The sequence below is a fragment of the Roseimaritima sediminicola genome (genome assembly GCF_009618275.1).
Classification (GTDB): Bacteria; Planctomycetota; Planctomycetia; order Pirellulales; family Pirellulaceae; genus Roseimaritima; species Roseimaritima sediminicola.
This window is the reverse complement of sequence record NZ_WIAD01000055.1, coordinates 1-25,694: the sequence shown is the minus strand read 5'-3', so window position 1 is coordinate 25,694 and position 25,694 is coordinate 1. Positions and strand designations below refer to the sequence as shown.

Below are 25,694 nucleotides of genomic sequence, written 5' to 3'. Positions count from 1 at the left end.
GTTCCGCGGCAACGCCTTGAGTGGTTTCACGCTGGGCTGCGGCGAGTTGACGTCGGCGGAGAAAACGCAATGCTATAGGTCTGTGCCCGCCCGGGTAGAACGGCTCGGGTTGCCGCTACACGAGAACGGAATGTCCGATTATGAACGCGACCCTAGAAGATCCTGCACCGACGGCTCCGCCCGAGCGTCCTTCGCGAAAACGCAAGCGTAGCAAGCAGGCAAACCCCGAACGCAGCCGGCTGTACAGCAAGTTCATTCCGGCGTACGAGGCGGTTTGGCCTCTGTTGGTGCAGCGTCGGGTGCGGCGGAGCATCGAGCGGCTGAATATCCAGCCCGGCAACAAGGTGCTGGAAGTCGGCATCGGGACCGGGATGTCGATGCCCGCCTACCCGCGGCACGCCCAGGTTACCGGCATCGATTTGTCCGAGGAGATGCTGGCCGAAGCCGAACGGAAGATCGCCCGCGAGGGTTGGGATCATATTTCGGTGCGTCCGATGAACGCCCAGCAATTGGACTTCCCCGACCAGTCCTTCGACTTTGTGACCACCTTTCACGTGGTCAGCGTGGTCGCGGACCCCCAGCAGATGATGTCCGAGATCGCACGCGTGGTAAAACCCGGCGGCAGCGTCCTGATCATCAACCATTTCCGCAGCGAGAACCCTTGGATCGCCAAGGTCATCGACCGTGCCGACACCTTCACGCGGCATTTGGGTTGGCGCACCAACGTCAGTTCCCAAGACGTCGTGGGCCGCTTGCCGCTGGACGTGCGGACGCAGACCAAGTCGTCGCCGTTCTCGCTGTTCACCGTCCTGCACGCCACCCGCACCGACGAGTAGCCGCGGTGCGCCTGGGGGGTGGGAAGGAGCCATAGCGGCCATCGCTGCGGTCCGTGTATCCCGTCATCGGCATGAGCCCTTTGGGCGGCAGCCTCGCTTGGCGTGCGCCGTCGGCCGGACCTCCGGAGCGAATCGCTCACACGCTTCGCCTCCGAAAGCACGTCGCAACATTTCATTCGGCTTTACCCTCCCGCTGCGCGGGAGGGTGTTGTCGCGCGGTTTCACCGAAAGATTCATGCCGACGTGCTGAAAGCGTCAGCGCGCCTCCGAAAGCGTCAACGCTGCTTGGCACCGGCGGCGCTAAGTTGACGCTTCGCAACGCCGTTCGAGGGCTGGTTGTGACGCCTGGGCCAGGCTCCGCCAGTCCTGGGCTACCGGAATGCATCGAAACCGCATCGAAACCGCCTGGCCAGCGATTGGCACGGCGTTTGCTCCTATCTGTAAGTCAGTGGTATGAAACAAGCTGCGAAATGCCGCTGGCCCGCTTCGGAACCCGGTTGGCCCAGAAAACGGATGCTCACATAGAAAACTTGTCGTGCACGTTTGTTCCTGTCTCTTTTCGTGTTGGAGGATGCATCGATGCAGATTTCAGTTAATTCGACGATTCGTCGGCTCAATTCGCGGACCCGCGAGGCAATTCGTCGTTCGTTGCAGGACACGCTGGAACGGCTTTCTTCCCGCATCTCGCGCGTGACGGTGTCGGTCATCGACGAGAACGGTCCCCGAGGCGGCGTTGACAAGGTGTGTCGCGTCAACCTGGTCATGGAAGGGTTTGGGGGCGTCACGGCCACGGGCAAGAGCGAGCAGGTGATGGTGGCGGTAGCCGAAGCGGCTCGCCGCGCCCGCCGCAAGGTGCGTGACAAGCTGAAGCGGCGGATCGACCGCCGTCAACGCGTTCGCACGCGGCCGGCCGAGCTCGCCGCGGCGGCGGTCGCGGACGCGGACGCCGACGCCGACGCCGACGCCGACGCCGGCCTGTGACCGGTTTCGCAGCGTAGCCCACAGCGTTTGCGTCGCGCCAGCGCGCGACGCCGCGGGACATCAAGATTCTCAAGATTTCACCAGCGGACACATTCACCAGCGGACGAAGCCGCGGATTGGCTTCGTCCGCATTTTGCTGCGCTGCGAGCTTGTTGTGCTCCGGCCCATCGCTGTCCTTTTCGGGGCGTTGTCTGATCCCTCAGGCAACGCCCTTTTCAACATCCGTTCCCGTCTACGAACCCTCACGTTTTACTCTGAATTATTTGCTGTGCCTGCTTTAGCTTATCCGGTTACCGAAACCGATTTTCAACGACTGACCGAACTGCTCGAGATGGAGACCCAAAGCCCACTCGGCAATGCGCGTCCGCACCTGGAAACGCTCCGCGAGAAGCTTGCCGAGTCGGACGTGGTCGGGCCGCTGGACCTGCCGCCCGACGTGGTCACGATGCATTCGACGATGTACCTGCATGACTGTGCTTGCGGCGAAACCGACGTGTACACGTTGGTGTATCCCGAGCGAGCTTCGATCGCCGACGGCAGGCTCTCGATCTTGTCGCCGCTGGGCGTATCGGTCTTTGCGCAGCGTGTGGGCGATACGGTCAAGCTGCACGCCTGGGACAACGCGTCGTCCCGCCGCATCGGCAGACTAGCTTTCCAGCCCGAACGCGTCGGTGCTTTCAACTTGTAACTTTGGCGGCGGTGTGCCGCATCGATAGGAGCTAAATGGAATCGTTCATTCACTCAAACCTCACCGGTTGGCTGTTCGGCAGCGAGACGATTGCGCAGTTCGCGCACTTCTGCGCCCATCTGGTGATCGCCACGGCGCTCGGAGGCGCCCTGGGGGCCGAGCGACAATTTCGCGGGCACTGTGCCGGCGTGCGGACTCACATGATGGTGGCCTTGGGGGCCGCGATTTTTACCCTGGCCGCGATCGCCACCGCCGGAGATTCTCCGAACGAAGTCACCCGTGTGATTCAAGGCATCGCGGCGGGCATCGGATTCGTTGGCGCCGGCACGATCCTTAAACTCAGCAACGAGCGCGAGGTGCGCGGTTTGACCACGGCCAGCTCGATCTGGTTGGCCGCTGCCCTGGGCACGGTCGCCGGGATGGGCGAATACGCCCTGGCCGCCGCAGCCGGCGTGGTCTCCATTTTTATCATGGGCGTGCTCCGGCCGGTAACCAAACCCTTGTGGAATGACCGTCCGATCGTCGCTCCGCCGCACTGGGATAAACCCACCGCATCCGGCCGGCCGACCACGCCGCCGGCGGGACCGGTCGGAGCTCCGCTGGCGAAGCGGCGCAGATAAGCACGTCGCAACATTTGATTCGGCTTTACCCTCCCGCTGTGCGGGAGGGTGTTGTCGCGGGGTTTCACCGAAAGATCTATGCCGACGTGCTTAGTCGCTCGGCTGGGGACAGCCGAGCGGCTTGGTTAGGCCAAGATTTCGTGGACGACGCGGCCTTTGCCTTCCAGCAGCGAACGTTCTTGGTTGTTCTGCTCGAATACCAACTGTTCGCCGTCCAGGCCGAACAGGTGCAGCAGCGTGGCGTGGTAGTCGAAATGATTGACCGGGTTTTCGACCGCTTTGTGCCCGAACTCGTCGGTCGTGCCGAAGGTCATGCCGCCTTTCACGCCGCCGCCGGCCAGCCACATGCTGAATCCGTAGGTGTTGTGATCGCGGCCGACCTTGGCCGCTCCGGCGTCGTTCTGAATGACCGGCAGACGTCCCATCTCCCCGCCCCAGTGAACCAGGGTGGAATCCAGCAAGCCGCGTTGTTTGAGATCCGCAACCAGCGCGGCCGAGGGCTGATCCACCTTCTTGCACGCCGAGGGCAATCCGGTGCGGATGCTGCCGTGGTGGTCCCAGCGTTGGTTCTCGGTAAAAACCTGCACGCAGCGCACGCCGCGTTCGACCAATCGTCGGGCGATCAGGCAGCGCTCGGCGAAATCCTTGCAGGCCGGATCGTCGCAGCCGTACAGCCGTTTGGTGGCGGCCGATTCCTGGCTCAGGTCGAGTGCTTCTTTGGCCGCGGTCTGCATCTTGGCGGCCAGTTCGTAACTGGCGATCCGCGCCTCCAAATCCAACTCGCCCTGCCGCTGCTCGAGGTGTTGCCGGTTCAGATGCGAGAGGTACTCCAGGTACTGCTGTTGGGCTTTGCCCTTCAAACGCTGCGGCGGCGTGAGGTTCATGATCCGCGGTTCACTGGGGCGGACCACGGTGCCTTGGTACAGCGACGGCAGGTAGCCGTTGGTCCAGTTCTCGACACCCATCACCGGCAACTGACCCGGGTCGATCAAGGCCACAAAGGCGGGCAGTTCCTGCGTCTCGCTGCCCAGCCCGTAGGTCAACCAACTGCCCAGCACCGGTCGCCCGGTCAGGATCTGGCCGGTGTTCATGGCCTGGATCGATTGGCCGTGATTATTGACGCCCGTTTGCATCGAACGGATCAGGCAGATGTCATCGACCACGTTGGCCAGATGCGGTACCAGTTCCGACAGTTCGGTGCCGCACTCGCCGCGGGGGGCGAATTTCCAGGGGCTGGCCAAAACCTTGGAGCTGGCCTGGGCGGCGTTATCGTATTTAATTTCGCCGGGAAAGGTTTTTCCGTCGTACTCGTTCAGTTTGGGCTTGGGATCGAACAGGTCGATGTGACTGGGACCGCCCTGCATCCACAGCGAGATCATCGCGCGGGCTCGCGGCGGATGTTGCGGCGGCTGGGGATCCAGCGAGTAGGTGCGGGGTTCGGGTTTCAGCCGTTCCGAATTCGCGGCCGCGCGGTCCTGCTGCAGCAAACTGGCCAGGGCCACCGAACCGAGGCTCATCGCGTTGGTGGCCAGGAAATGTCGGCGTGAGTTACGCTTGGGGTCCACAGACAACTTGCTTCCCTTAGTCGACGTATAAAAATGGATTGGAACTGAGCAGCGCCTGGCAGAAGCTGGTCATGGCTTCGTCGGCTGGCTGGAGCGGAGGCGTTTTCGATTTCGCCGCTTTGCCCGGCTTCGGCAGCGATGCAAAGTGGGTGGTCTGCGCCTGCACGAAGGCAACCGCCTGCTGGACATCCCGGTCGCTGGGTGTGGTGGCATAAGCAAGCCGCCACGCCAGCCGCACCTGCGTCTCAACATCATCGCCGGCTTCGCGCCGCAGTCGCCGGGCAAACCTCTCGGATGCCTTTAGGACGAAGGGGCTGTTCATCAACATCAACGACTGTGGCGAAACCGTCGAAGCGCTGCGGACGGTGCAGTTGGGTTCCATCCGCGGCATATCGAAGGGATCCAGTACCGACAGCGGACGGCTGCGGCGGACCTGGATATAGACGCTCCGCCGCAGGTCCTCGTTGTGCATCGGCAGCACCGCGCCGGGGCGGCCTGCGCTCAGGTTCTCTTTGCCGATCACGAACTGGCCGACTTTGTTGGCCATCACCGGCACGGCCGGTCCGCCGGCCTTGAGATTCAAATCGCCCGAGACCGCCAGCACGCTGTCGCGAAGCGCCTCGGCTTCCAGACGCCGCACCGGCATTCGCCAGTACAGCCGATTGTCCGCGTCGATCGCTTGACCCTTGGCATGACGCCCGGATTGCTGACGATAGGTCGCCGACATCATGATCACCCGATGCAGATGTTTAACGCTCCAGCCGTTGGCCGTGAACTCATCGGCCAACCAGTCCAACAGTTCGGGGTGCGTTGGCTCCACGCCCAGGGTTCCAAAATCCGCCGGCGTGGGAACCAGACCTTGGCCGAAGTGCAACAACCAGATGCGGTTGGCGATCACGCGCGCGAACAAAGGGTGTTTACCGCTGGTCAACCAACGGGCGTAAGCCAGGCGGCGGCCCGTGGTGGGACGCGACGGATCGTCGACGGCGATCGGCACCCCGCCGGGCGGGGCCAGCACGCCCAATTCGCCGGGAGCGACGAGCGTGGTGGGTTGCTCGTGGTCGCCGCGATGAAAGACGAAGGTTTCGGCGGGCGGCTGGTCGACCGGTTCCCAGACGGCGCGGACGAATTGTTCCAGCGGTTTGCGAGCCCGGACCGCCGCCGCTTGGTCGGCCATCTTTTTCAGTTCGTTTGCGGCCGCTCGGTCGTACAGGTACAGCGAGCCGGCCGTGACATTCACGCTGGGGTGTTTTTTCAGCAACTGCTTCTGCTCGGCCGTGCGTTCCTTGGCCGGGGTTGCACGAGCGGCGGAGATGGGTTCGTGCAGGGCCGAATCCAGTTTCGCCAGCTGTTTCTGGAACGTCGCTTCGATGAACTCGTTCTGCTTCTTCGTCCGCTCGGCCAAAATCGCTTTGGCTTCGACTTCCAGTTCCGCCGCGGTCGCTCGATCGGCATCGGTGTACAGCGAGACGCGCCGGCGGCTGGGCGGCAGCCATTTTTTCGGGTTCAGGGCCGGTTCAAACAGCGCGCGAAACGAATGGTAATCCTTGTGGGTGATCGGATCGTAGCGATGGTTGTGACACTGGGCACAGCCCACGGTCATTCCCAGCATCGAACTGGACACGATCTCGATGGTTTTGGCGACGACGTCGTTGCTGGCCAGCGCCTTGTCGACGCCCTTGATGCCGGTGCCGTCGGGAGCCATCCGCAGGAATCCGGTCGCCACCAGCTTTTCGGTTTGCTCCGCGTCGAGGTTTTCAAACGGCGGGGTCAGCAGTTCGTCGCCGGCCAATTGTTCGGTGGCGAACTGGTCGAAGGGTTTGTCGTCGTTAAACGCGGCGATCACGTAGTCGCGATAGTGAAACGCATGGGGCCGCAAGGGATCTTCGGTGGCGTAGCCTTCGGAGTCGGCGTATCCAGCCACGTCCAACCAGTGGCGCCCCCACCGCTCGCCGTACTGGGGCGAAGCCAACAGCCGGTCCAGTAACCGGGCGTAGGCGCCCGGACGCGTATCTTCGATAAAGGCTTGGACTTCGGCCGGCGTAGGCGGCAATCCCAACAGGTCGAAGGTGACGCGGCGGATCAACTGGGCTCGCTCTGCCGCCGGCGACAGGGACAACCCGACAGCCTGCTGACGTGCCAAGATAAAGTGATCGATGGGGCTGGTCGCGGCAGACGGGTCAGTCACCTCCGGCAAGGCCGGCCGCTCGATGGGCTGATAAGCCCAGTGTTGCCGTTCCTGTTGGGTGATGTACTGGTCGGGATCCAAGTCTTCGGGTTCGGGTTCGGTGGCGATGGCTCCCTGGCGGATCCACCGTTCGATGGTTTCGATTTCCGCTTCGCTGGGCCGCAGCGGAACTTCGGCCGGAGGCATGTCGCCATCGCGAACGTACTGATACAGCGGGCTTTCGTCGGGATGACCAGCCACGATGGCTTCGCCGCTATCGCCGCCGGCAACGACCAGGCGTCGCAGTCTCAGGTCCAGTCCACTTTCGGCAACGCCGGCTTCGCCGTGGCAGTGAAAGCAGTGGGTTTTGAAGATCGGCCGCACGTCCTTCTCGTAGGTGACCGTGTCCGGATCCAATGCGGCCCGGTCTGTGTCGCCGGCGGACGCTGCGGATGGTTCGGCCGCAGCCACGCGACTTGCAGTGCCGACGAGGATCGCACCCACGCCAATGGTTGCGGAGACCACCCCCAACAAAACGATCTTGCTCGGGGCGAAACGTGGTCGAGAACGAACCGTTCGCGTCATGGTGGTGGGGTCCGATGGGGAAGGGCTTCGTGTGACCGGTCGATGCGGAAGAAACCGGACGAGGCGTTTTGGGTGGGGAGGGGCGCGGCGGGGCGCAAATTGTAACCGCAAACAGGCTTGTAACGCAAGTTTCCTCGGCTTTTCGCCTCGGGGTACCGCCAGTGGCGTCTCGGCAACACTGCCCCGGGAACTTCGCTCGCCGCCGCCCTCAGAACGGGCACAGATAAACGCGGCGCTGGGCTACCGCCTGGGGCAGGATCGTGAAAAGCATGCCGGCCGCTAGGGGGCGTGACTGAGTTGGCACTGCGAGATCTGGACCAGGTTGTCGCCTGTTTGAGCGATCGACACGGTACTCTCGTCGGTTTGATCGTCGCGGATCAGACAACCGGTCACCAGGGTGTGCGTGACTTGATCGAGCAGAATTCCGCAGCGGCCGTAGTCCAGCAGGGTGCAGCCGGTGATGTTGAATCGCTGACAGCGGCGCAGGACCAATGCCGCTTCGCCGCCGGCCCGACCGTAGAAATGGTTGCCGACGAGCGTGCAGTCGGCGCAGTCGACGAAGCGTACGCCGAGCGCAGCGTCGCTGCCGTCACCGTAGCCGTAGCGAGGATTGCGATCGAAGACGTTGCCGCTGAGCACGACGTTGCGGCAGTTCTCGACGACCAGGTTCTGGGTGTAGCCCTTCCAGATCGTGTTGCCGGTGATCGTGACGCCACGAGCATTCTTCAGCTCGATATTCACTTGCACGTCCGAAAGGATGTTGTCGGCAATGGTGATGTTGCCGTGCCGCACCTCGTCGGTGAACGGCCGTGGTATCGAACCGCAATCGATGCGGATATTAGCCGAATCCTTGGTATCGTGAGCATGTTGGATCGTACAGCCGACGATGGCCACTTCGCCGATGGACGTGCCCGAGGCGTCCAGTTCGATGTTGGCGCTCGGGGCGGCGTCAGGGCCGCCCATATTGCCTTCGATATCACAGCTGCCGATCTGCAGGTTGCGGATCTCGCTGTCCTTCAGCACGATTCCGCCGCGATCGTTGTAACTGATATGACAGCCCACGACGTTGATCTGATGCAGGTTTAACTTGTCCAGAAACAGGCCCACGCCGGTACAGTCGTAGATGTGGCAGTCGGAGATGGTGACGTTGCGATTGCGTCCGGTCAGACGAATGCCGTGCAGGGCTTCGCGAACCACGACGCGCGTCAGGGTCAACTGCATCGTGCCGTCGGCTTCGATCCCGACGGCCTGTGGGTGCGAACCGAGGATTTCGATGCCATCGACCATCGGCGAACTTTGCCGGTGCCATACCTGTTGGTCAAAGGTCCGGGGCGAGGCGGTTCCATCGTGCGTGCCGACAAAGCGAAACGCGGGGCCCGGACCATCCATGACCACGCGCGCCACGCCGTGCCCCTGGATCGAAGTCCGCTCGACGCGGTCGAGTTCGATCACCACGGGTTTGCTCAATCGATACGTGCCGGCCGGCAGCGAGATGTTTCCCGTCGACGCGTCGACCAGGCTTTGCAGCGCGGCCGAGTTGTCGGCTTGGCCGTCGCCGACCAGTCCCGCAGCCGTTCCGCCGGCATCCGCTGCGTCGCGGGCCGGTGCATCCTGAGCGGCGGCGGAAAACGCCGTTGCCGCAAGGAGAGCCAACGTCAACAGGCCCGGGCAACGCAGAGGGCAACCATCCAATCGATCGTTCATCGAAAACACTTTGCAAGGGGGAAGGGAAGGGCGTCTTCGCCGCGACATCCGGCGACGACACGGGCTGTCGATTTCTTGAGCCGTTTAGGCGATAGCCTCGGTTTCGTCAGCGCAAATACCGGCGCTAACGCCCAAACGGCTCGCCTAAAAGATGCGTTGTCAAATACATCGACAGCTCGGAAACGCAGCGGGCGGGAGGTGCATGATAATCGCTGGCGACGATGTTCGCGGCGGGGCATCCGGTTTAAGATGGCCAACTCGCGAAATCACCCTGTCTCGCCTCCTGCCACGCCTTTCCTTGATCCTGCCACGCCTTCCCGTGACCAGCATGCAACGTTCGCTTTGCTTCATTGCCATCGTTCTGATATCCGTGGTTCCGCTGGCGGCCCAGTCGCCGGCGGTGTCTCGGCCCAATGTTTTATTTATCTGTGTCGACGACCTGAACGATTACATTTCCCCGCTGGCCGATCATCCGGGCGTCCGGACACCCAACTTCGAATGGTTGGCCAAGCGATCCGTCACATTCACCAACGCCCACTGTGCGGCGCCAGCTTGTCATCCCTCTCGCGTCGCCGTACTGACGGGCGTTCATCCGGTTAAAAGTGGCTTGTACGAAAACCTGTTCCGCGCCCATGGTCCGCGTTGGCGTCATGAATCACCGGTGCTGGAGGACGCGGTGGTGCTCTCGCAACACTTCCGCGATCACGGCTACCACGCCGCCGGCGGCGGCAAGGTCTTTCACACCCTGCAGTGGACGCCGGGAGATTCGCAGAACGATCCCAGTGCCTGGGACACCTACCGGGGCGACCCGCTGGATCCGATCTCCGGCGATTGGCCGCGACCGGCGTTTGTCCGTACCACAAATCAAAATCGGGGCTTCGTCGGCAAGCGTCCGCTGAACTTCTATCTGTTCGGAGCCGCTCCGCTGGAACTCGGGCCGGAGCAAGGTGACGGGGCGGTGGTGGACTGGGCGATCGACCGGCTGCAGTCGCCGCCCGACCAGCCGCTGTTTCTGGCCGTGGGCCTGTTTCGTCCTCATATCCCCTGGGAAGTCCCGGCGCAGTGGTTCGACCTTTACCCCGTCGAACGCGTCCAATTGCCGCAGTATCGCGAAGATGATCTCGAAGACGCGTACAGCCACGGCCGCGAATCGTGGCACCGTTGGGTCACCGACAACGACCAGTGGCGGCATTTGATGCGGGGCTACTTGGCTTCGATCAGTTACGTCGACCACCAGCTGGGCCGGCTGCTGGACGGCCTGGACGCTTCGCCGTTGGCCGACAACACGGTCGTGGTGCTGTGGAGCGACCATGGGTTTCACATCGGCGAGAAAGAGAACTGGGAAAAGTTTGCGCTCTGGCAACAGACCACGCGTGTGCCCCTGTTTATCCACGCGCCGGATCTGTCGCAGGACGGCGCTCGGACGCAGCAGCCGACGACCTTGACCGACTTGTATCCGACGTTGTGCGAATTGGCCGGATTGCCGGTGCCGCCGCAGTGCACCGGCACCTCCTTGGTGCCACAGATGCGTGAGCCCAGCGCCGTGGACGACCGCGTTTCGCTGACCTCCTTTGTCTTCAAAGACACGGGCCGGCGGCCGTCGCATGGGATCAGTGATCGGCGTTACCGCTACATCCGCTACCACGACGGCTTCGAGGAGCTGTACGATCTGCAGCGCGACCCGCACGAGTTCCACAATCTGGCGGGGCAAGTCGAGTACGCGGCGGTGCGGCAGCGGCTTTCGGCACGGCTGCCGGACGAAGCGGCCGACAGCGTCGGACCCGCCGTCGATTCGCCCTATCACCGACCGCGGAACTAACAGTGGCATAGGCTTCCAGCCTGTGAAGAGTAGCACGGCTGTCCCAGCCGTGAACCAACACAGCTGTCTCGGCCGGGACAGCCGATGCCACTTTGCTGGTTTTTTTGCGCCCTGGTTCTCTCGCTTGCGGGCCAGGACTGGTGGGGCGAACCGGCGACCATCGCAGCGGCCGCTCGTCAACCCGCCGGTGCGGCCCGCAGGACGCCAGCGGCAGGCGAGCTCCGGCGGCGGTACACTGGGTTTAACTTGCCCGCGAAAGCCTTTTCAGCTGAGGTTGCGCTGCTGTGTGGAACGCTGTGGAAACATTTCTGGATGCCGTCTTTGCGGGACCCATGTGGCCGGCCTCGGTACTGATGGGACTGCTGCTGTGCTATTTGGTCCTGTCGCTGATCGGTGCGGTCGATATGGACCTGGACGGTCCGGACGCGGATTTGGGGGGCGATCCGGGCATGGACCTCGACGCGGCCGATCTGCCGGATGCGCCGGACGCGGATTTCGATGTCGACGTCGATGCGGCGGCCGGTTCACCCACGGCCGATCTGGAAGGGGCGCATCAAGCTTCGGACCTGTTCGGTGGTGCCGGGGCGATGACCCTGCGGTGGCTGAACCTCGGTAAGATCCCAATCATCATCTGGGCGGGCACGTTCACGCTGTTGTTCTGGTCGGTTTCGTGGTTGTTGTGGAACCATTTTGACATCCCCCGATACGAACCTACCCTTCTGACGAGTGTTCTGCTGTCGATCCGCAACGTGGTCATCGCCGTCGGGCTGACGAAACTCGCTACAGGCCCGATGACCCGAATTTTCGCGCCCGAACCGCAGTACGATGCGGCCTGTTTGATGGGCAAGGAGTGCACCGTTTCGACCAGCAAGGCCACAGCGGAGTTCGGACAAGCCCATTACCGAACCGATGCCGCGCCCTTACTGCTGAACATTCGTACCGACGGACCGCAACTAACCAAAGGCGATCGAGCCCGCATCATCGGTTTCGATCCCCATAAACGCATTTACATTGTTTCCCAGGTAGATCCAGAGGTGCCCTCATGATGCTTCCCGTGTTGTTCGGTTTGTCGGGGGCAACCGAATTTGCCTTGGTCGTGATCGGCGCCGCGATTTTGTTGCTGATCCTGGTCGTGATCGTTTTCAGCAAGTACTACGTCAAAGTCGGCCCCGATGAGGCGGTCGTGCGAAGTGGTTCCGGCGGGCTGAGGACGTGCACCGCCGGCGGTATCTTTGTGATTCCGCTGCTGCAGCGCAGCGAGTACATGGACCTGACGCTGAAGAGCTTTGAGATCGCTCGAGAAGGTTCCGAAGGTCTGATCTGTCGCGACAACATCCGGGCCGACATCCGCGTGGCCTTCTTCATCCGCGTGGATAAGTCGTCGGAGGAAATCAAAGAAGTGGCTCAGTCGATCGGCGCCCGCCGCTGCAGCCAACTGGAAACCCTGCGGGAATTGTTCGACGCCAAGTTCAGCGAAGCTTTGAAAACGGTCGGCAAACAGTTCGACTTTGTTGATCTGTACGAGAAACGTGAAGAGTTCAAGGAAGAGATTCTAAAGGTCATCGGCACCGACCTGAACGGTTACCGCCTGGACGACGCGGCCATCGACTTTCTCGAGCAGACCCCGCTGGATCTGCTGAACCCGCACAACATCCTGGACGCCGAGGGGATCAAGAAGATCACCGAGCTTACCTCGAACGAGAAGGTCAAAGAAAACCAGTTCACCCGCGACAAAGAAAAGACGCTGAAGAAGCAGGATGTCGAAGCGGAAGAAACCATTCTGGAACTGGAACGCCAACGCGTCGAAGCGGTCGAAAAACAAACCCGAGAAATCGCCGAGATCAAAGCTCGCGAACAGGCTTCGGCAGCCAAAGTCCAAGAAGAACAACGCCTGGAATCGGTGCGCGCCCGCATTCGTACCGAAGAAGAACTGGGCATCGCCGAGGAGAACAAACAACGCCAGATCGTCGTCGCACTGCGCAACAAAGAACGCACCGACGCGGTCGAACAGGAACGCGTCATCCGTGATCGCGACCTCGAGTCGACCGAACGCTTGCGGTTGGTGGGTGTGGCCGAGATCGAAAAAGAGAAAGCGATCGAGGTTGAGAAACGCAATATCCAGGAAGTGATTCGAGAACGCGTCGCGGTCGAACGCGCCGTGGTGGAAGAACAGGAACGCATCAAGGACACCGAAGAAGTCGCGCAGGCCGAACGGCTGAAGAAAGTGCAAGTGACGGCGGCCGAAATGAAGGCCGAGGAGAACTTGATCGAACGCGTCAAAGCCGCCCAGGCCGAACGCGAAGCGGCCGATCTGTACGCCGAAAAGGTACGCATCGAAGCCGAAGCCAAACGCGACGCTGCGGAAAAGGAAACCGCCGCCGCCAAAATGACCGCCGAAGGCACCGCGGCGACCTCCGCCGCGCCGGGATTGGCCGACGCCCAGGTGCAGGAAGCCAAAGCGGACGCCCTGCAGAAGGAAGGCCTGGCCGAAGCGACCGTGCTGGAGAAGAAAGCCGTGGCCGAAGCCAAGGGCATCGAAGCCAAAGCCGAAGCGATGGAAAAGCAAGGCCTGGCCGAAGCCAAGGTCTCGCTGGAGAAATACCACAGCGAAGCGACCGGCATCACCGAGAAGGCCGAAGCCATGAAGCAACTGGACGGCGTCGGCAAGGAGCACGAAGAGTTCAAGATCAAGATCGAAAAAGAACAAGCGGTCGAGATCGCCGCGATCGATGCCCAACGCGGCATCGCCGAGAGCCAGGCCGGTGTGGTCGGCGACGCCCTGCGGGCCGCCCGCATCGACATCGTCGGTGGCGACGGCGAGTTCTTCGATCAGATCACCTCCGCCGTCAAGGGCGGCAAGGCGATCGACCGCTTTGTCTACAACAGCCGCGTGGCGACCGATGTCAAAGACACCTTCTTCAACGGCAACCCGGAATACTTCAGCGACAAACTGCTGGAGTTGACGCGGCAGTTCAACCTGGACACCGGCGACGTCAAAGACCTGTCGATCGCCGCCCTGATCGCCAAGTTGATGGGGTTGGCCAAGACCGAGGACGTGCGCCAACAATTGACCTCGCTGCTGGGGATGGCCAGTTCCGCCGGCGTCGCCGACCAACCGGTCCAGCGTCTGACGACGGCCGCTGCAGCCAAGTCCAACGGGACTCCGAAGAACTAGTCCACCGCGAGGCACGTTGCTTTGACTGCTGAAACCACCATGACCAGCGGCACCTACGAGGTGCTACGCAATCGGCTGCGTGAGGCCGCTGGTACGCTGCGGGAGCGGCTGGCCGCTCTCAACAACGAGCGGTCGGCGACGTTCGGCAATATCGAAACGCATCTGCTGTCGACCGAACGGATCACCACCGAACACAACTGCGTGCCTCGCGACCTCGTCGCAATCGGCAACTGTTTTCTGTTCGGTTACAACGTCCAGTTCGGTTTGAAGACCGAAACCAGTCTGGCAGACGTGTTCGCCGCCTACCGGCTGGAGGATCGCACGTTCCGCTCGGTGGATCTGGCCGAGATGATCGACGACGATCGTTTTCAGCGCGACTTCCAAGAGCTGTACCGGTTCTACAAACACACCACCTTTGCAAAATTCTTTGTCGAAGGTGTGTTCATGTACATGGTGTTCCACGTCGGCAAATCGGTCTCGGACATCAAGACGTTCAAATGGCGACGGACCGGCGACCGGTTCGAGTACATCGATAACCGCAGCGATCACGAGGTTCGCTACCCGCCGCAGCACGCCTTCGAGTGGCAGCGAGCCACCCGCGACCAACACCGCTACGGCGAACACCCCCACGTTTCGATCGAAGACCGCGTATTCGTGGAAACCGTGGGCGGCGACCTGACCATCAAGGTGGAAGACAACACCGCCTCGGGTAAGGGCATCTACGCCGAACCGGTCGACAACCCCGACCAAACCCTGGACGACGCCGAAGTCTATTGGGCGTCGCTGGGGAACCTGATCCTACTAAAGATGGTCCCGTACCAAGAGGATCAGGCGCGGTACCTGTTGTTCAACGCCAAGATCCAAAAGGCGATGCGGCTGGACGACATCCAGCACGCCTGCATCCTGTTGCCCGATGACCACGGGATCATTTTTTCCGGCGGCTACTATCTGCAAACCGGCGACTTCAAACGTTTTGACCACGGTTTGTCCGAGATGCTGTACGCCCGCAGCATCGCGGCTAGCAACGGCGAAGATTATTTGTACGTGTTCTACAATCGCCGCCACGGCACGTACGTTCAACTGCGTTACAACGTCATCCGCCAGGAGGTCGACACGCCGTTGATCTGCAACGGACAGACGATCTTCGACGATGGTCTGATGGTCTGCTTTCGGGCCCAGGAACAGCCGCAGAAACATCATGCGATCCAGCTGTGGCAGACGCCGTTCACCGGTCCCGACTATGTCGCCCACAGCGACACGGATTCCATGCTGTTCAAAATCGGCAACAAGGAACTCGTCCGCGGGATGGCCGAATGCAGCGAAGTGTTGCAATTGATCGAAAAGGACGACAACTACGAAGGCTTGTACGTCGATCTTGGCAAGAAGGCCGGCGACATCCTGGACAGCTACTTCTGGCTGGACAAACCCGAGACCCAGCGGCTGGACGAACCGCTGCGGCAGATCCGCGAAGCGGCCGATGCGGCGGTGGAGGAATTCGAACGTGTCGTGCGGGCTCGTCGCGACACCGAGGAAAAGACGGCCGCGGTCGAAGACGCGGTGACGGACCTGTTCAAATCGATCGAACGTTCACGCTTCGAAACCATCGACGCGTTTGTCACCTCGCTGGCCGAACTTCGCTCGCAGCGCGGCCACGCCATCGGACTCCGCGAACTGCGGTACGTGGACCCGGACCGAGTGGAACGGCTGGAAACCGAGATCGCCGAGCGGAGCGACCGCGTCAGCCGGCGGTGCGTCGATTTTCTGCTGCACGACGACGCCCTGTTGCCCTACCGCAACCGAGTGGAAGAAACCGGCAATCACGTCGAAGCCGTGGCTACCGTAGCGGATGCAAAACGGCTGGATGAACAGATCGATGCGGCCGCCGGAGAGCTGGAACTGCTGACCGAAACCGTCAGCAACCTGAACATCGAAGACACGACCAAACGCACCCAGATCATCGACCAGATCAGCACCGTGTTCGCGGCCCTGAACCGGGTTCGCAGCCGTCTCAAGGCCCGCACGGCCGAGTTGGCCAGCGGCGAGGGACGCGCGGAATTCGCTTCGCAGCTACGGCTGCTCGAACAGACCGTCGCCGGTTATCTGGATATCTGCGACACGCCTGAAAAGTGCGACAATTACCTGACCAAAGTGATGGTCCAGCTGGAAGAGCTGGAAGGCCGCTTCGCTGAATTCGATGAATTCATCGAACAACTGACCCAGCGCCGTGAAGAGCTGTACAACGCGTTCGAGACCCGCAAAGTCCAGCTGGTCGAGAAACGCAATCGCCGCGCCGAGGCGCTCGCCGGGGCCGCCGATCGGATCCTGGGCGGGATCGAATCGCGGGCTCGCGGGATGGACTCGGCCGACGAGATTCTGGCCTACTTTGCCGCGGACTTGATGGTCGAAAAGATCCGTTCGATCATCGCCGACCTCCAGGAACTGGACGATTCGGTCCGTGTCGAAGACATCCAGAGCCGGTTGAAGACGATTCGCGAGGATGCCCTACGGCAATTAAAAGACCGCCAGGAACTGTACGAAGACGGTGGTGAAGCCATCCGTTTGGGGCGCCATCGATTTGCGGTCAATACCCAGAAGCTGGACCTGACGACGGTCCTGCGCGACGGTCAAATTTGCCTGCATCTGACCGGGACGCAGTTTTTCCAGCCGCTGGTGCACCCGGACCTGCAAGCGGCTGAGGATCTGTGGACGCAGGAGTTGGCCAATGAGAACGACGCCGTGTATCGCGCGGAGTTCTTGGCGGTCGAATTGTTCCAACAGTGGAGGGCGATACCGCCAGCCGAGCGGCCGAAGATCGATGCCGATTGGCTGCGGGGGCAGATCGGTGGCCGTTTTTCCGAAGGCTATGCCAAAGGGGTGCACGACCACGACGCCCTGAAGATCCTACAGACTCTGACCGGAATCGATCAGCAATTGGGGCTACTGCGATATGGCCCTTCGACCCGCGCCGTGGCGACGCTGTGGTGGCTGCGAATGGTGGATCCGCAGGTCAAGCAACGGTTGACCGACTGGGTCAATGGCTTTGCCAATCTGGCCCGGGCCTACCCCGACGCCCAACCCGCCCGGCAGTTCCGAGAACGAATCGTCGAAGTCCTGGAACAGACGAGTGCGGAGACGAATGCAGGGTCCACACTGCGGCTGCAGGATGTGTTTCCGGAAGTTTCCTCCGAAGCCATTGCCGAATACCTGTTCGCCCAGTTGATCGATCCCACCGAGCAATGGATCTGCAGCGGCCGCGCCTCGCACCTGCTGCTGGAGTTTCGCGACGCCCTGCCCGTCGCCGATCAACGTCAATTGTTGGAACGGTCCATCGAAGCGATTGCCGACTATCCGCTGCAGGTCTTTGTGTTGGCCCGCAACTGGGCCGACGCTTATTTGAAGAACCACGAAAGCGGCGAAGCACTGGATCCTGCGGAAGCCTACCGCGACGAACTGGCGCTGTTGATCGCGCTACATCCGGACACGTCGTTCGTACCTTCCGATGTGGCGATCGCCGTCAGGCTGGACGATATGGCCGGGGCGCATGATCGGATTCAAGACGGACGAATGGTCATTCATTATCACGAAATCCTGTCGCGGGTCTCGCAGTACCGGCAGGACGTCTTGGCTCGTTACCATCGTCTGCAGGAAACGAAACTGCGGCTGGTCGAAGAAGCTCGCCAGGACATGCGGCTGGACGAGTTTAAGCCGCGGGTGTTGACCAGTTTTGTTCGCAACCAACTGCTGGACGAAGTCTATCTGCCGATGATCGGCGACAACCTGGCCAAGCAGATGGGCGCCACGGGCGAAGGAAAACGCACCGACCGGATGGGCCTGCTGCTGTTGATCAGTCCGCCGGGTTACGGCAAGACGACGTTGATGGAATACATCGCCAACCGACTGGGACTGGTGTTCATGAAGATCAACGGGCCGGCGATCGGGCACAGCGTCACCTCGCTGGATCCGGCCGAAGCTCCCAACGCCGCGGCCCGCGAGGAAGTGGAACGGTTGAACCTGGCGCTGGAAATGGGCGACAACGTCCTGTTGTACGTCGACGACATCCAGCATACGCATCCGGAATTCCTGCAGAAATTTATTTCGCTGTGCGACGCCACACGCAAGATCGAAGGCGTGCACAACGGCCGCACGCGAACCTACGATTTCCGCGGCCGGCGGGTCGCCGTGGTGATGGCGGGTAATCCCTATACCGAAAGCGGGGAACGGTTCCAGATCCCGGACATGCTGTCCAACCGTGCCGACGTGTACAACCTGGGCGAGATCATCGGCCAGTCGCGAGACGCGTTCGAGATCAGCTATCTGGAGAACTGCTTGACCAGCAACCCCACGCTCGCGCCGCTCGCTTCGGCGTCCCCCAAGGATGCCCGCGCCCTGATCCACGCCGCCCAGCGAAAGTCGCTGGACGATCTGCAGCTGGAAAGCAACTTCTCGGCCGACCAAGTACGTGAAATGTTCCAGGTGCTGCAGAAGTTGCTGGTCGTTCGCGATTGTGTGCTGAAAGTCAATCGCCAGTACATCCGTTCGGCGGCTCAAGCGGATGCGTACCGCACCGAACCTCCGTTCAAGCTGCAGGGCAGCTACCGCAATATGAATCGCATCGCCGAACGTGTCGTCGCGGTGATGAACGAGGAGGAACTGCAGGCTTTGATCATCAGCAGTTACGAGCAGGATGCACAGACCTTGACCACCGACAACGAATCCAACGTGCTGAAGTTCAAGGAGCTGAACGGATTGCTCAGCGAAGAAGAGAAGCAGCGTTGGGAGGCGATCAAGTACGCGTTTGTCGAGAGCGTCAAGATGGCCGGCATGGATTCCGAAGACCAAGCGGCACAGCTGATGCGGCAGTTGCAATCGATGCGAGATGGTTTGGAATCGATTCGGCAGGTGATCGCCAGGGCCGTCGCCGCGCAGGACGATTCCGCCGAGGTTCGCATGGACGAACGCGTCGACGCGCTGCGACAGAGTTTTTCCAATGCCGGCCAACAGCTGGCCGACGCCTTGCAACAAACGTCGACCCAGCTGCAAACGATCAGCCGCCAGAGAGCGGAACAGCCGCCGGAGCAGAAGTACATCGTCCAGCACAAAGTTCCTCGCGTGATGCTGGAGCTGGTGCGAGGCCAGTTTCATCTGATGCAGGAATGGATGCGACCCCTGGTGATGGAAAGCGGTCAGAACGGGCGCCAGTTGTCGGACCTGAAGAAGTTGGTCGAAACAACGCTGGCCAACTACGACCGGTTGCGAAGCGAGCTGGAAGACGCGTCGGAAAAGTAGCCGCCGGGCGCTACGACTTCAGCAGCCGCAGACCATTGCTGATCACCAACAGCGAGGCGCCCATATCGGCGGCGATCGCCGCCCACAGGGAGGCGAATCCGGCAAAGGTAAGCACGACGAACAACAGCTTGATCGCCAGCGAGAACGCGATGTTCTGCCGGATGATCCGCAACGTCTTTCGCGAATGGCCGATCAACCACGGCAGCCGCGAAAGGTCGTCGGACATCAGAGCAATATCAGCCGTTTCGATTGCTGCGTCCGTGCCGGCGGCGCCCATCGCCAGTCCCAGGGACGACCGGGCCAAGGCCGGAGCGTCGTTGACGCCGTCGCCGATCATCGCCACGAACTCGTGTTGTTCGACCAAGCGTTCCACGGCCAGAACCTTGTCTTCGGGAAGCAGTTCGGCGTGGACCTGGTCGATGCCCGCCTCTTTCGCGATGGCTTTGGCCGTCCCCGCGTTGTCACCGGTCAGCATCACAATCTGTTCGACACCTTGGCGATGCAGCCGATCGATCACGTCGCGCGTTTCTTCGCGGATCTGATCCGCCAGCGTAATAAAGCCGCACACGTGGTGGTCGTTGCCGACCACCACGACGGTACGGCCCGCGCTCTGCATCGCCTCCAGTTGCCGGTGCACCTCGGGCGTTTCCTGACCACGCTGCTCCAGATAGCGATGCGACCCTAGCCAGTAAGGCTTGCCGGCGATCACCCCCGAAGCGCCCTTGCCCTGGATCGTGGCAAATCGTTCGGCTTCGGGAATCGGAATTCCCCGCGCTTCGGTTTCCGCGATGATGGCCCGAGCCAGCGGATGATTGCTGTGCCGTTCCAGGGCCGCGGCACGGGTCAGCAGTTCCACTTCGTCGTGACCGTTCATCGGCACGATGTCGATGACCGCCGGCGTGCCTCGCGTCAACGTACCGGTCTTATCCAACGCGATGGCTTTCAGTCGTGCGGGCACCTCGACAAAGATACCGCCTTTGATCAACACGCCGTGACGGGCGGCCGCTGCCAACGCGGCCACGACGCTGACCGGCGTCGAGATCACCAGCGCGCACGGACAGGCGATCACCAACAGTACGAGTGAACGGTACAGCCAGTCGGACCACTCGCCACCGAACAGCAGGGGCGGGACCAACAGGATCAACAGGGCCATCAACATCACGGCCGGGGTGTAAACCGCCGCAAAGCGTTCGACCCAACGTTCCGAAGCGGCGCGCTTGGAGCCGGCGTTATCGACCATCCGGATGATTCGCGCCAGCGTCGTATCCTCCGCCGCCTTGGTGGTTTCGATCTCCAGCAACCCGTCTCCATTGATCGTGCCGGCGAAGACTTCGGCACCTTCGTCCTTTTCGACGGGGACGCTTTCGCCGGTGATCGGGGCCTGATCGACGCTGCTGGCTCCATCGCTGACGAAACCATCCAAGGGAATTTTCTCGCCCGGCCGCACCACGACCGTCGATCCGATCGCCACGTCCGCGGGGGCCACGTCTTGGATTCCGCCCGAGGCGTCGCGCACGTGGGCGGTGGGAGGCGACAAGTCCATCAGGGACGCAATCGCGCGACGCGCCCGTCCGACGCTCCACGATTCCAACAACAGCGAGAACGAGAACAGAAAGGCCACGGTCGCCCCTTCGAACCATTCCTCGATCAGGACCGCGCCGAGAACCGCGACCGACATCAGTAGATTCATGTCCGGACGCAGCGAAACCAGCGAACGCCAAGCCTTCGGAAAAACCGTCAACAAGCCTGCCAGAATGCCCAGACTGTACAACCCGATGGCCACAGGCGGCACCGCTTCGCTGCCGCCCACGGCCAGCTGCACTACCAGACCGGCCAGTCCGAACAGACCGCTGAAAACCGTCAATACGGTTCGCTGGTGCTGCTGCCAAAAAGTGCTTTCACCGGCGTGCTGGGCGTCCTGCTGCCAAGGCTCGGCCTTCAGCCCGGTGCGCGCGATCGCCGCCAGGATGTCGGCTTCGGAAGCGCCCGTTCCCGCCCGGTCCACCGTCAGCTTGCCTTTAAGGACGTCGAACCCCAATCGTTCCTCGTCCTCGACGACCGGCAGCAGCTCCCGCTTCAGCATCGCCACCTCTTCGGCGCAGTCCAGTCCGTGAATTCGCAAACGCATGTCGGTCGACATCAATAAGATTCCTCTGACTCCAACGGAAACTAGGTATCGAAACGTTTACGCCCACTCCCCGCCGGACCTGGGCAAGACCCCTGCCTACCTGCTCGACACACTGTGTACATGATGGCACCGCGGCAAGACGCCGTCGAATCGCCGGCGCGGGGTTTGCTATATCCTGATTGCATGGACCCGATCTCCATCGCATTGATTCTTGTGGGCGGTTTAACGCTGGGCATCGCCGCCTGCTCGGTTTGGCTCGAGCGCGCCCCCGTCTCTGCGCCCCTGCTCGCGCTGGTCGCTGGGTTCGCGGCCGGGCCGCAGGTGCTGGACTGGATCGATCCGGCTTCGTGGCGTGGCCAAAAGACGGTGCTCGTTGAAGAAGCGGCGAGATTCACGCTGGCCATCGGTTTGATGGGGGTCGCCCTGCGCATTCCAGCGGCGACATTACGGCGGCGCTGGAAGTCGCTGGCCGTGTTGTTGTTGGTCGCCATGCCCATATCCATGCTGATCACCGGCGGACTGACCACGACCCTGCTGTCCGAGCCGTGGTTGCTGGCTTTGCTGATCGGAGCGATCGCCGCCCCCACAGACCCCGTAGTGGCCAGCTCGATCGTCACCGGCCGGCTGGCGGAGTCCCATCTGCCGCTGCGTCTGCGACGGATCATTAGTGCGGAGTCCGGACTGAACGACGGGCTGGCCTTCCCACTGGTTTGGCTGGCGATCCTGTTGGTCAACGATCATCCGGATGGCATATCGCATTGGTTAACGGTAACCCTGCTGTGGGAAGTCGGCGGAGCGATCGTCGTCGGCTGGGTGCTGGGCAGCCTGGCCGCTCGGGCACTGCGGCACGCCGAAGCACGGCACACCATTGAACGCACCGGCCTGCTGGGCTTTACGCTGGCCCTGACGCTGTTGACTCTGGGGCTTGCGAAACTGCTGCGAACCGACGATGTCCTGGCCGTTTTCGTCGCGGGTATCGCCTTTGACGCGGTCGCCACGCGATCGGACCGATTGCAGGAAGAACGCATTCAGGAAACCGTCAACCAGTTTTTCGTCATCCCCATCTTTGCGCTGTTGGGTGCGGTTCTTCCGGTGGAGCAGTGGCGTGAGTACGGCCTCGTCTTGTGGTTGTGGGCGGCGTCGATCCTGTTGCTGCGGCGGCTGCCGGTGTTGGTGCTGGGGCGGCGGATGTTGCGGCCGCTGCTGCGCAGCACCGACGCCGCCTTTGCGGGCTGGTTCGGACCGATCGGCGTGGCCGCCATCTTCTACGCCGCGTTGGCTCAGCGCGAGACCGAACAGGCGGCCGTTTGGCCCCTGGTCAGCGCATTGGTTGTCCTTTCGGTCATCGCCCACGGCGTCACTGCCGCCACCGCAATCCGCTGGTACAGCAAGCGTCGCTCCTGATGGCTCCGGCGGACTGCTCCGTGATGTCGCAACAACCACCTCTCGGCTCAGGTCTCGTCGCGAACACCGGATTTCGACGACTCGTATGTTGGGAAGTCGATGTAGCCACGAGGACCTGCCGAATACCAGAGCGATGTATCCGCGGTATCGGCCAACGGCCAATCGTTCGCAAACCGGTCTACCAGATCCGGGTTACTGATATAGGGCCGGCCGTAGGCAATCAAGTCCGCCTCGCCGCCCGCGATCGCTCGCTCGCCCGATTCGCGGGTGTATCCGACATTGCCCATCAAACGTCCGGAGTAGACCTTGCGAAAATCTGCCAACGTCATGACGGGGCCGAGCTCGTGGAAACCAAAACCGGTGCCATCCATCACGTGCAAGTAAGCGAGGCCATAGCGATCAAGCTGTCGTGCGACATAATGGAATTGCTCGCGATAGTCCGGCGAGCCCATGTCGTTGAAGGATCCATTTGGGGCGATCCGAACCCCGACCCGATCGGCCGACCAAACCGACGTAACCGCATCGACAACTTCTCCCAGCAGCCGATACCGGTTTTCGACGCTGCCGCCGTAGCGATCCGAGCGATGGTTGGATTTGGACTGAAGGAATTGATCCAGCAAGTAGCCGTTGGCGGAGTGGATTTCGACGCCATCAAAGCCAGCCGCTTTGGCCCTTTCGGCCGCTCGCCGATAGTCCTCCACGATCCCCGGCAACTCGTCCGTCTCCAGAGCTCGCGGCGTTTCATGCGGTTTCTTGCCGCCGGGCGTATGGACGCCGTCACCCTGGATCGCGATGGCCGAAGGCGCGACCGGCAGGTCTCCGCCGTGAAAATCACTGTGCGACGCCCGCCCGGTATGCCATAGCTGCAAAAACATGCGTCCGCCACTGTCGTGAACCGACTCGACCACCTGCTTCCAAGCCTGCTCCATCGCTGCGGTGTAGATCCCCGGCGTATTGGGCCAGCCGATGCCCTGTTGGGAAATCGTCGTCGCTTCGCTGATAATCAGTCCCGCCGCAGCACGCTGCGAGTAGTACTCCGCCATCATCGCGTTGGGCACGCGACGTTCACCGGCACGCGCCCGCGTCAACGGCGCCATCACGATGCGATTGGGCAATTCCAGCCCACCAATTTCGATCGGGGAAAATAATTCGGGATACGTGTCGGTTTGATTCGCGGTGGACATAGAAAACCCTGAAGGCAGACAAGGAAAGGTGGAGCGGCCCCCGGAAGGACGCAGTATTTCCCATTATCCACCGCCGACAAGTCGGCTCGGCGCTCGAGGTAGCTCTTGATGCGGTCAGCTTCGCTCGCCGCAGCCGCACGCAAGCCCCAACTCATGGGAATCGCTCCACCAAAGTACCGCCGCAACTCGCACGCGGTATCGCCAGTGCTGGTCCGATGATGCCGCTGCGCACCTGGAGGCAACGCCTGAACCGGCATGTTCACTTACATGTGGTGTTGATCGCCGGCGAGATTGGGACGGACTCGGGCGGTAGGGAAGAAACAAGGGGGGAGAACGACCGGTGGGTGCCGCTGCCGATCGACGAGGCCTCCCTGCGGTCACTGCGTGAAGAGCTTGCCACGGTCTACCGCGGTCAGTACGCGAAACGTTTTAGGGCTCGGGTAAAGGCTGGCAGGATTCGCATGCCGGGCGTGGAGCCGACGGATGAATCGGAACAGCAACAGGCCGCCCGTGAGTTGACTGCTCGCCTCTTGAAGAAGTCGTGGATTGTCGACCTGCAGGCCTCGCCGGCCCAGTGGTCGGGCAGCGGGGGCATCGTCAACTACCTGGCATCCTATGTGGCTGGCACGGCGATCAGCGATCACCGGATGGTCTCCGATAACGACAGCGGCGTCACCATCAAGCTAAAGGATTATCGCACAGGCGAGCGAACGACGGAGACGATGCCGGGCGTGGAGTTCGTCGAGCGTTTCGCCTCACACATCTGTCCGCGGCACAGTCGGCGAATCCGTTACGTCGGCCTGCTCGCGTCCAAGGGACGCCACGAACGATTGAAAACCTGTCGTCGACTGATCGCCCTGCACAAACACGTCGGCGACGCACCACAAGATCAGGCCGACCCTCAACCAGCCGACGAACCCGTTGAAGATGCCTTATCCCCCGATGACGAGCGTCGCGCGTTATTCACCGGTGAAGACAAAACAAGCATCGCGGCAGCTACCCGGCGCGTTGCCGGATGTGCAAACGACCGATGCAGCCACTCGAGCAGATCGATGGCCGGTTGACCCTCCGGATCTTGCCGTACCTCGTGCAGTTGATCGCCTGGCTCAGTGGCAAGACGGACGGTCCACCCAAGAAGGTTCCCTTGCTGGTCCCCGAACACCTGCGAGTCTTCGTCGCCGCCGAACTGAAGGCCGAACAACGTCGCCAGCAGCAGGCGACGGAGTCAATTCCGGAGCATCCCCCGCCATGATCGTGAAGCAAGTCGGCGAAGCCATCTGGCACTCCTCGCCCACCAAAAACGCTTCAGAAACAAGATCATTTTCTCCCCTCTCCCCGCCGGCCTGGGCAAGCACCACTTGCCCAAACCGGCGGAGAGAGGGGAGTAACTATTGGCATATAATTGGTTCCGCAAGCCCCAGAAGTGCAATCAGGCTTTCAACGAGAAACGGCGAGATAATAATGCTCAAATACACTTTGCGGTTTGCTTACCTGTGCTGGTTCAGCGGTAATTGGAATTGGGCGTCGAGTGGGTAGAACAGGGTGGTCGGCC

General features: G+C 61.8%; 16 protein-coding genes. 11 read left to right on the top strand and 5 right to left on the bottom strand.

Going from position 1 to position 25,694, the window contains the following annotated elements:
• Nucleotides 1-140 precede the first annotated feature (140 nt).
• The 4 genes from GE027_RS19350 to GE027_RS19335 all read left to right on the top strand — a co-directional run bounded on the left by GE027_RS19350 (nt 141) and on the right by GE027_RS19335 (nt 3,125).
• Nucleotides 141-836, top strand: coding sequence for a class I SAM-dependent methyltransferase (locus tag GE027_RS19350; RefSeq protein WP_153558870.1), 696 nt, complete (start codon nt 141-143; stop codon nt 834-836).
• A gap of 579 nt (nt 837-1,415) precedes the next feature.
• Nucleotides 1,416-1,817, top strand: a complete 402-nt coding sequence (locus GE027_RS19345; RefSeq protein WP_153558869.1) for an HPF/RaiA family ribosome-associated protein — start codon at nt 1,416-1,418, stop codon at nt 1,815-1,817.
• Nucleotides 1,818-2,085: 268 nt separating this feature from the next.
• Nucleotides 2,086-2,505 carry a GreA/GreB family elongation factor gene (locus tag GE027_RS19340; RefSeq protein ID WP_153558868.1) on the top strand — a complete coding sequence of 140 codons (420 nt, stop codon included), beginning with the start codon at nt 2,086-2,088 and terminating at the stop codon, nt 2,503-2,505.
• A 35-nt stretch (nt 2,506-2,540) separates the two neighbouring features.
• On the top strand, nt 2,541-3,125 hold the full coding sequence (locus GE027_RS19335) for an MgtC/SapB family protein (RefSeq protein ID WP_153558867.1): 585 nt from the start codon (nt 2,541-2,543) through the stop codon (nt 3,123-3,125).
• A 125-nt stretch (nt 3,126-3,250) separates the two neighbouring features.
• Here GE027_RS19335 and GE027_RS19330 read toward each other — a convergent pair whose 3' ends face one another.
• From GE027_RS19330 to GE027_RS19320, 3 genes are all read right to left on the bottom strand, one after another.
• Nucleotides 3,251-4,690, bottom strand: a complete 1,440-nt coding sequence (locus GE027_RS19330) for a DUF1501 domain-containing protein (protein ID WP_237607666.1) — start codon at nt 4,688-4,690, stop codon at nt 3,251-3,253.
• A gap of 16 nt (nt 4,691-4,706) precedes the next feature.
• Entirely contained in the window at nt 4,707-7,442 is a 2,736-nt protein-coding gene (locus GE027_RS19325) for a PSD1 and planctomycete cytochrome C domain-containing protein (RefSeq protein ID WP_153558866.1), read from the bottom strand.
• A 279-nt stretch (nt 7,443-7,721) separates the two neighbouring features.
• Complete coding sequence (locus tag GE027_RS19320) at nt 7,722-9,146, bottom strand: right-handed parallel beta-helix repeat-containing protein (RefSeq protein ID WP_162006829.1); 1,425 nt, start codon at nt 9,144-9,146, stop codon at nt 7,722-7,724.
• Nucleotides 9,147-9,474: 328 nt separating this feature from the next.
• On the opposite strand from GE027_RS19320, the gene GE027_RS19315 reads away from it, so the two are divergent.
• The 4 genes from GE027_RS19315 (at nt 9,475) to GE027_RS19300 (ending at nt 19,426) form a co-directional block, all read left to right on the top strand.
• The gene (locus GE027_RS19315) at nt 9,475-10,965 is read left to right on the top strand and encodes a sulfatase (protein ID WP_162006828.1); all 1,491 of its coding nucleotides are present in this window, start codon (nt 9,475-9,477) and stop codon (nt 10,963-10,965) included.
• Between the two features lie 284 nt (nt 10,966-11,249).
• Entirely contained in the window at nt 11,250-12,011 is a 762-nt protein-coding gene (locus tag GE027_RS19310; protein WP_153558863.1) for an OB-fold-containig protein, read from the top strand.
• Complete coding sequence (locus GE027_RS19305; protein WP_153558882.1) at nt 12,011-14,140, top strand: flotillin family protein; 2,130 nt, start codon at nt 12,011-12,013, stop codon at nt 14,138-14,140. Before GE027_RS19310 ends, GE027_RS19305 begins: the two co-directional genes overlap by 1 nt.
• Before the next feature lie 21 nt (nt 14,141-14,161).
• Nucleotides 14,162-19,426, top strand: coding sequence for a DNA repair ATPase (locus GE027_RS19300; RefSeq protein WP_237607662.1), 5,265 nt, complete (start codon nt 14,162-14,164; stop codon nt 19,424-19,426).
• A gap of 10 nt (nt 19,427-19,436) precedes the next feature.
• Here GE027_RS19300 and GE027_RS19295 read toward each other — a convergent pair whose 3' ends face one another.
• Entirely contained in the window at nt 19,437-21,566 is a 2,130-nt protein-coding gene (locus GE027_RS19295; RefSeq protein WP_237607661.1) for a heavy metal translocating P-type ATPase, read from the bottom strand.
• Between the two features lie 171 nt (nt 21,567-21,737).
• On the opposite strand from GE027_RS19295, the gene GE027_RS19290 reads away from it, so the two are divergent.
• A complete protein-coding gene (locus tag GE027_RS19290; protein WP_153558862.1) occupies nt 21,738-22,958 on the top strand; it encodes a cation:proton antiporter domain-containing protein in 1,221 nt (406 codons plus the stop codon).
• Nucleotides 22,959-23,005: 47 nt separating this feature from the next.
• Here GE027_RS19290 and GE027_RS19285 read toward each other — a convergent pair whose 3' ends face one another.
• Nucleotides 23,006-24,142, bottom strand: coding sequence for an alkene reductase (locus GE027_RS19285; RefSeq protein ID WP_153558861.1), 1,137 nt, complete (start codon nt 24,140-24,142; stop codon nt 23,006-23,008).
• Between the two features lie 215 nt (nt 24,143-24,357).
• Between GE027_RS19285 and GE027_RS19280 the strand changes: the two genes are divergently transcribed.
• Entirely contained in the window at nt 24,358-25,206 is an 849-nt protein-coding gene (locus tag GE027_RS19280; RefSeq protein ID WP_153558860.1) for a transposase, read from the top strand.
• Nucleotides 25,173-25,394, top strand: a complete 222-nt coding sequence (locus GE027_RS19275; protein WP_153558859.1) for a hypothetical protein — start codon at nt 25,173-25,175, stop codon at nt 25,392-25,394. Before GE027_RS19280 ends, GE027_RS19275 begins: the two co-directional genes overlap by 34 nt.
• The last annotated feature ends 300 nt before the right edge of the window (nt 25,395-25,694 follow it).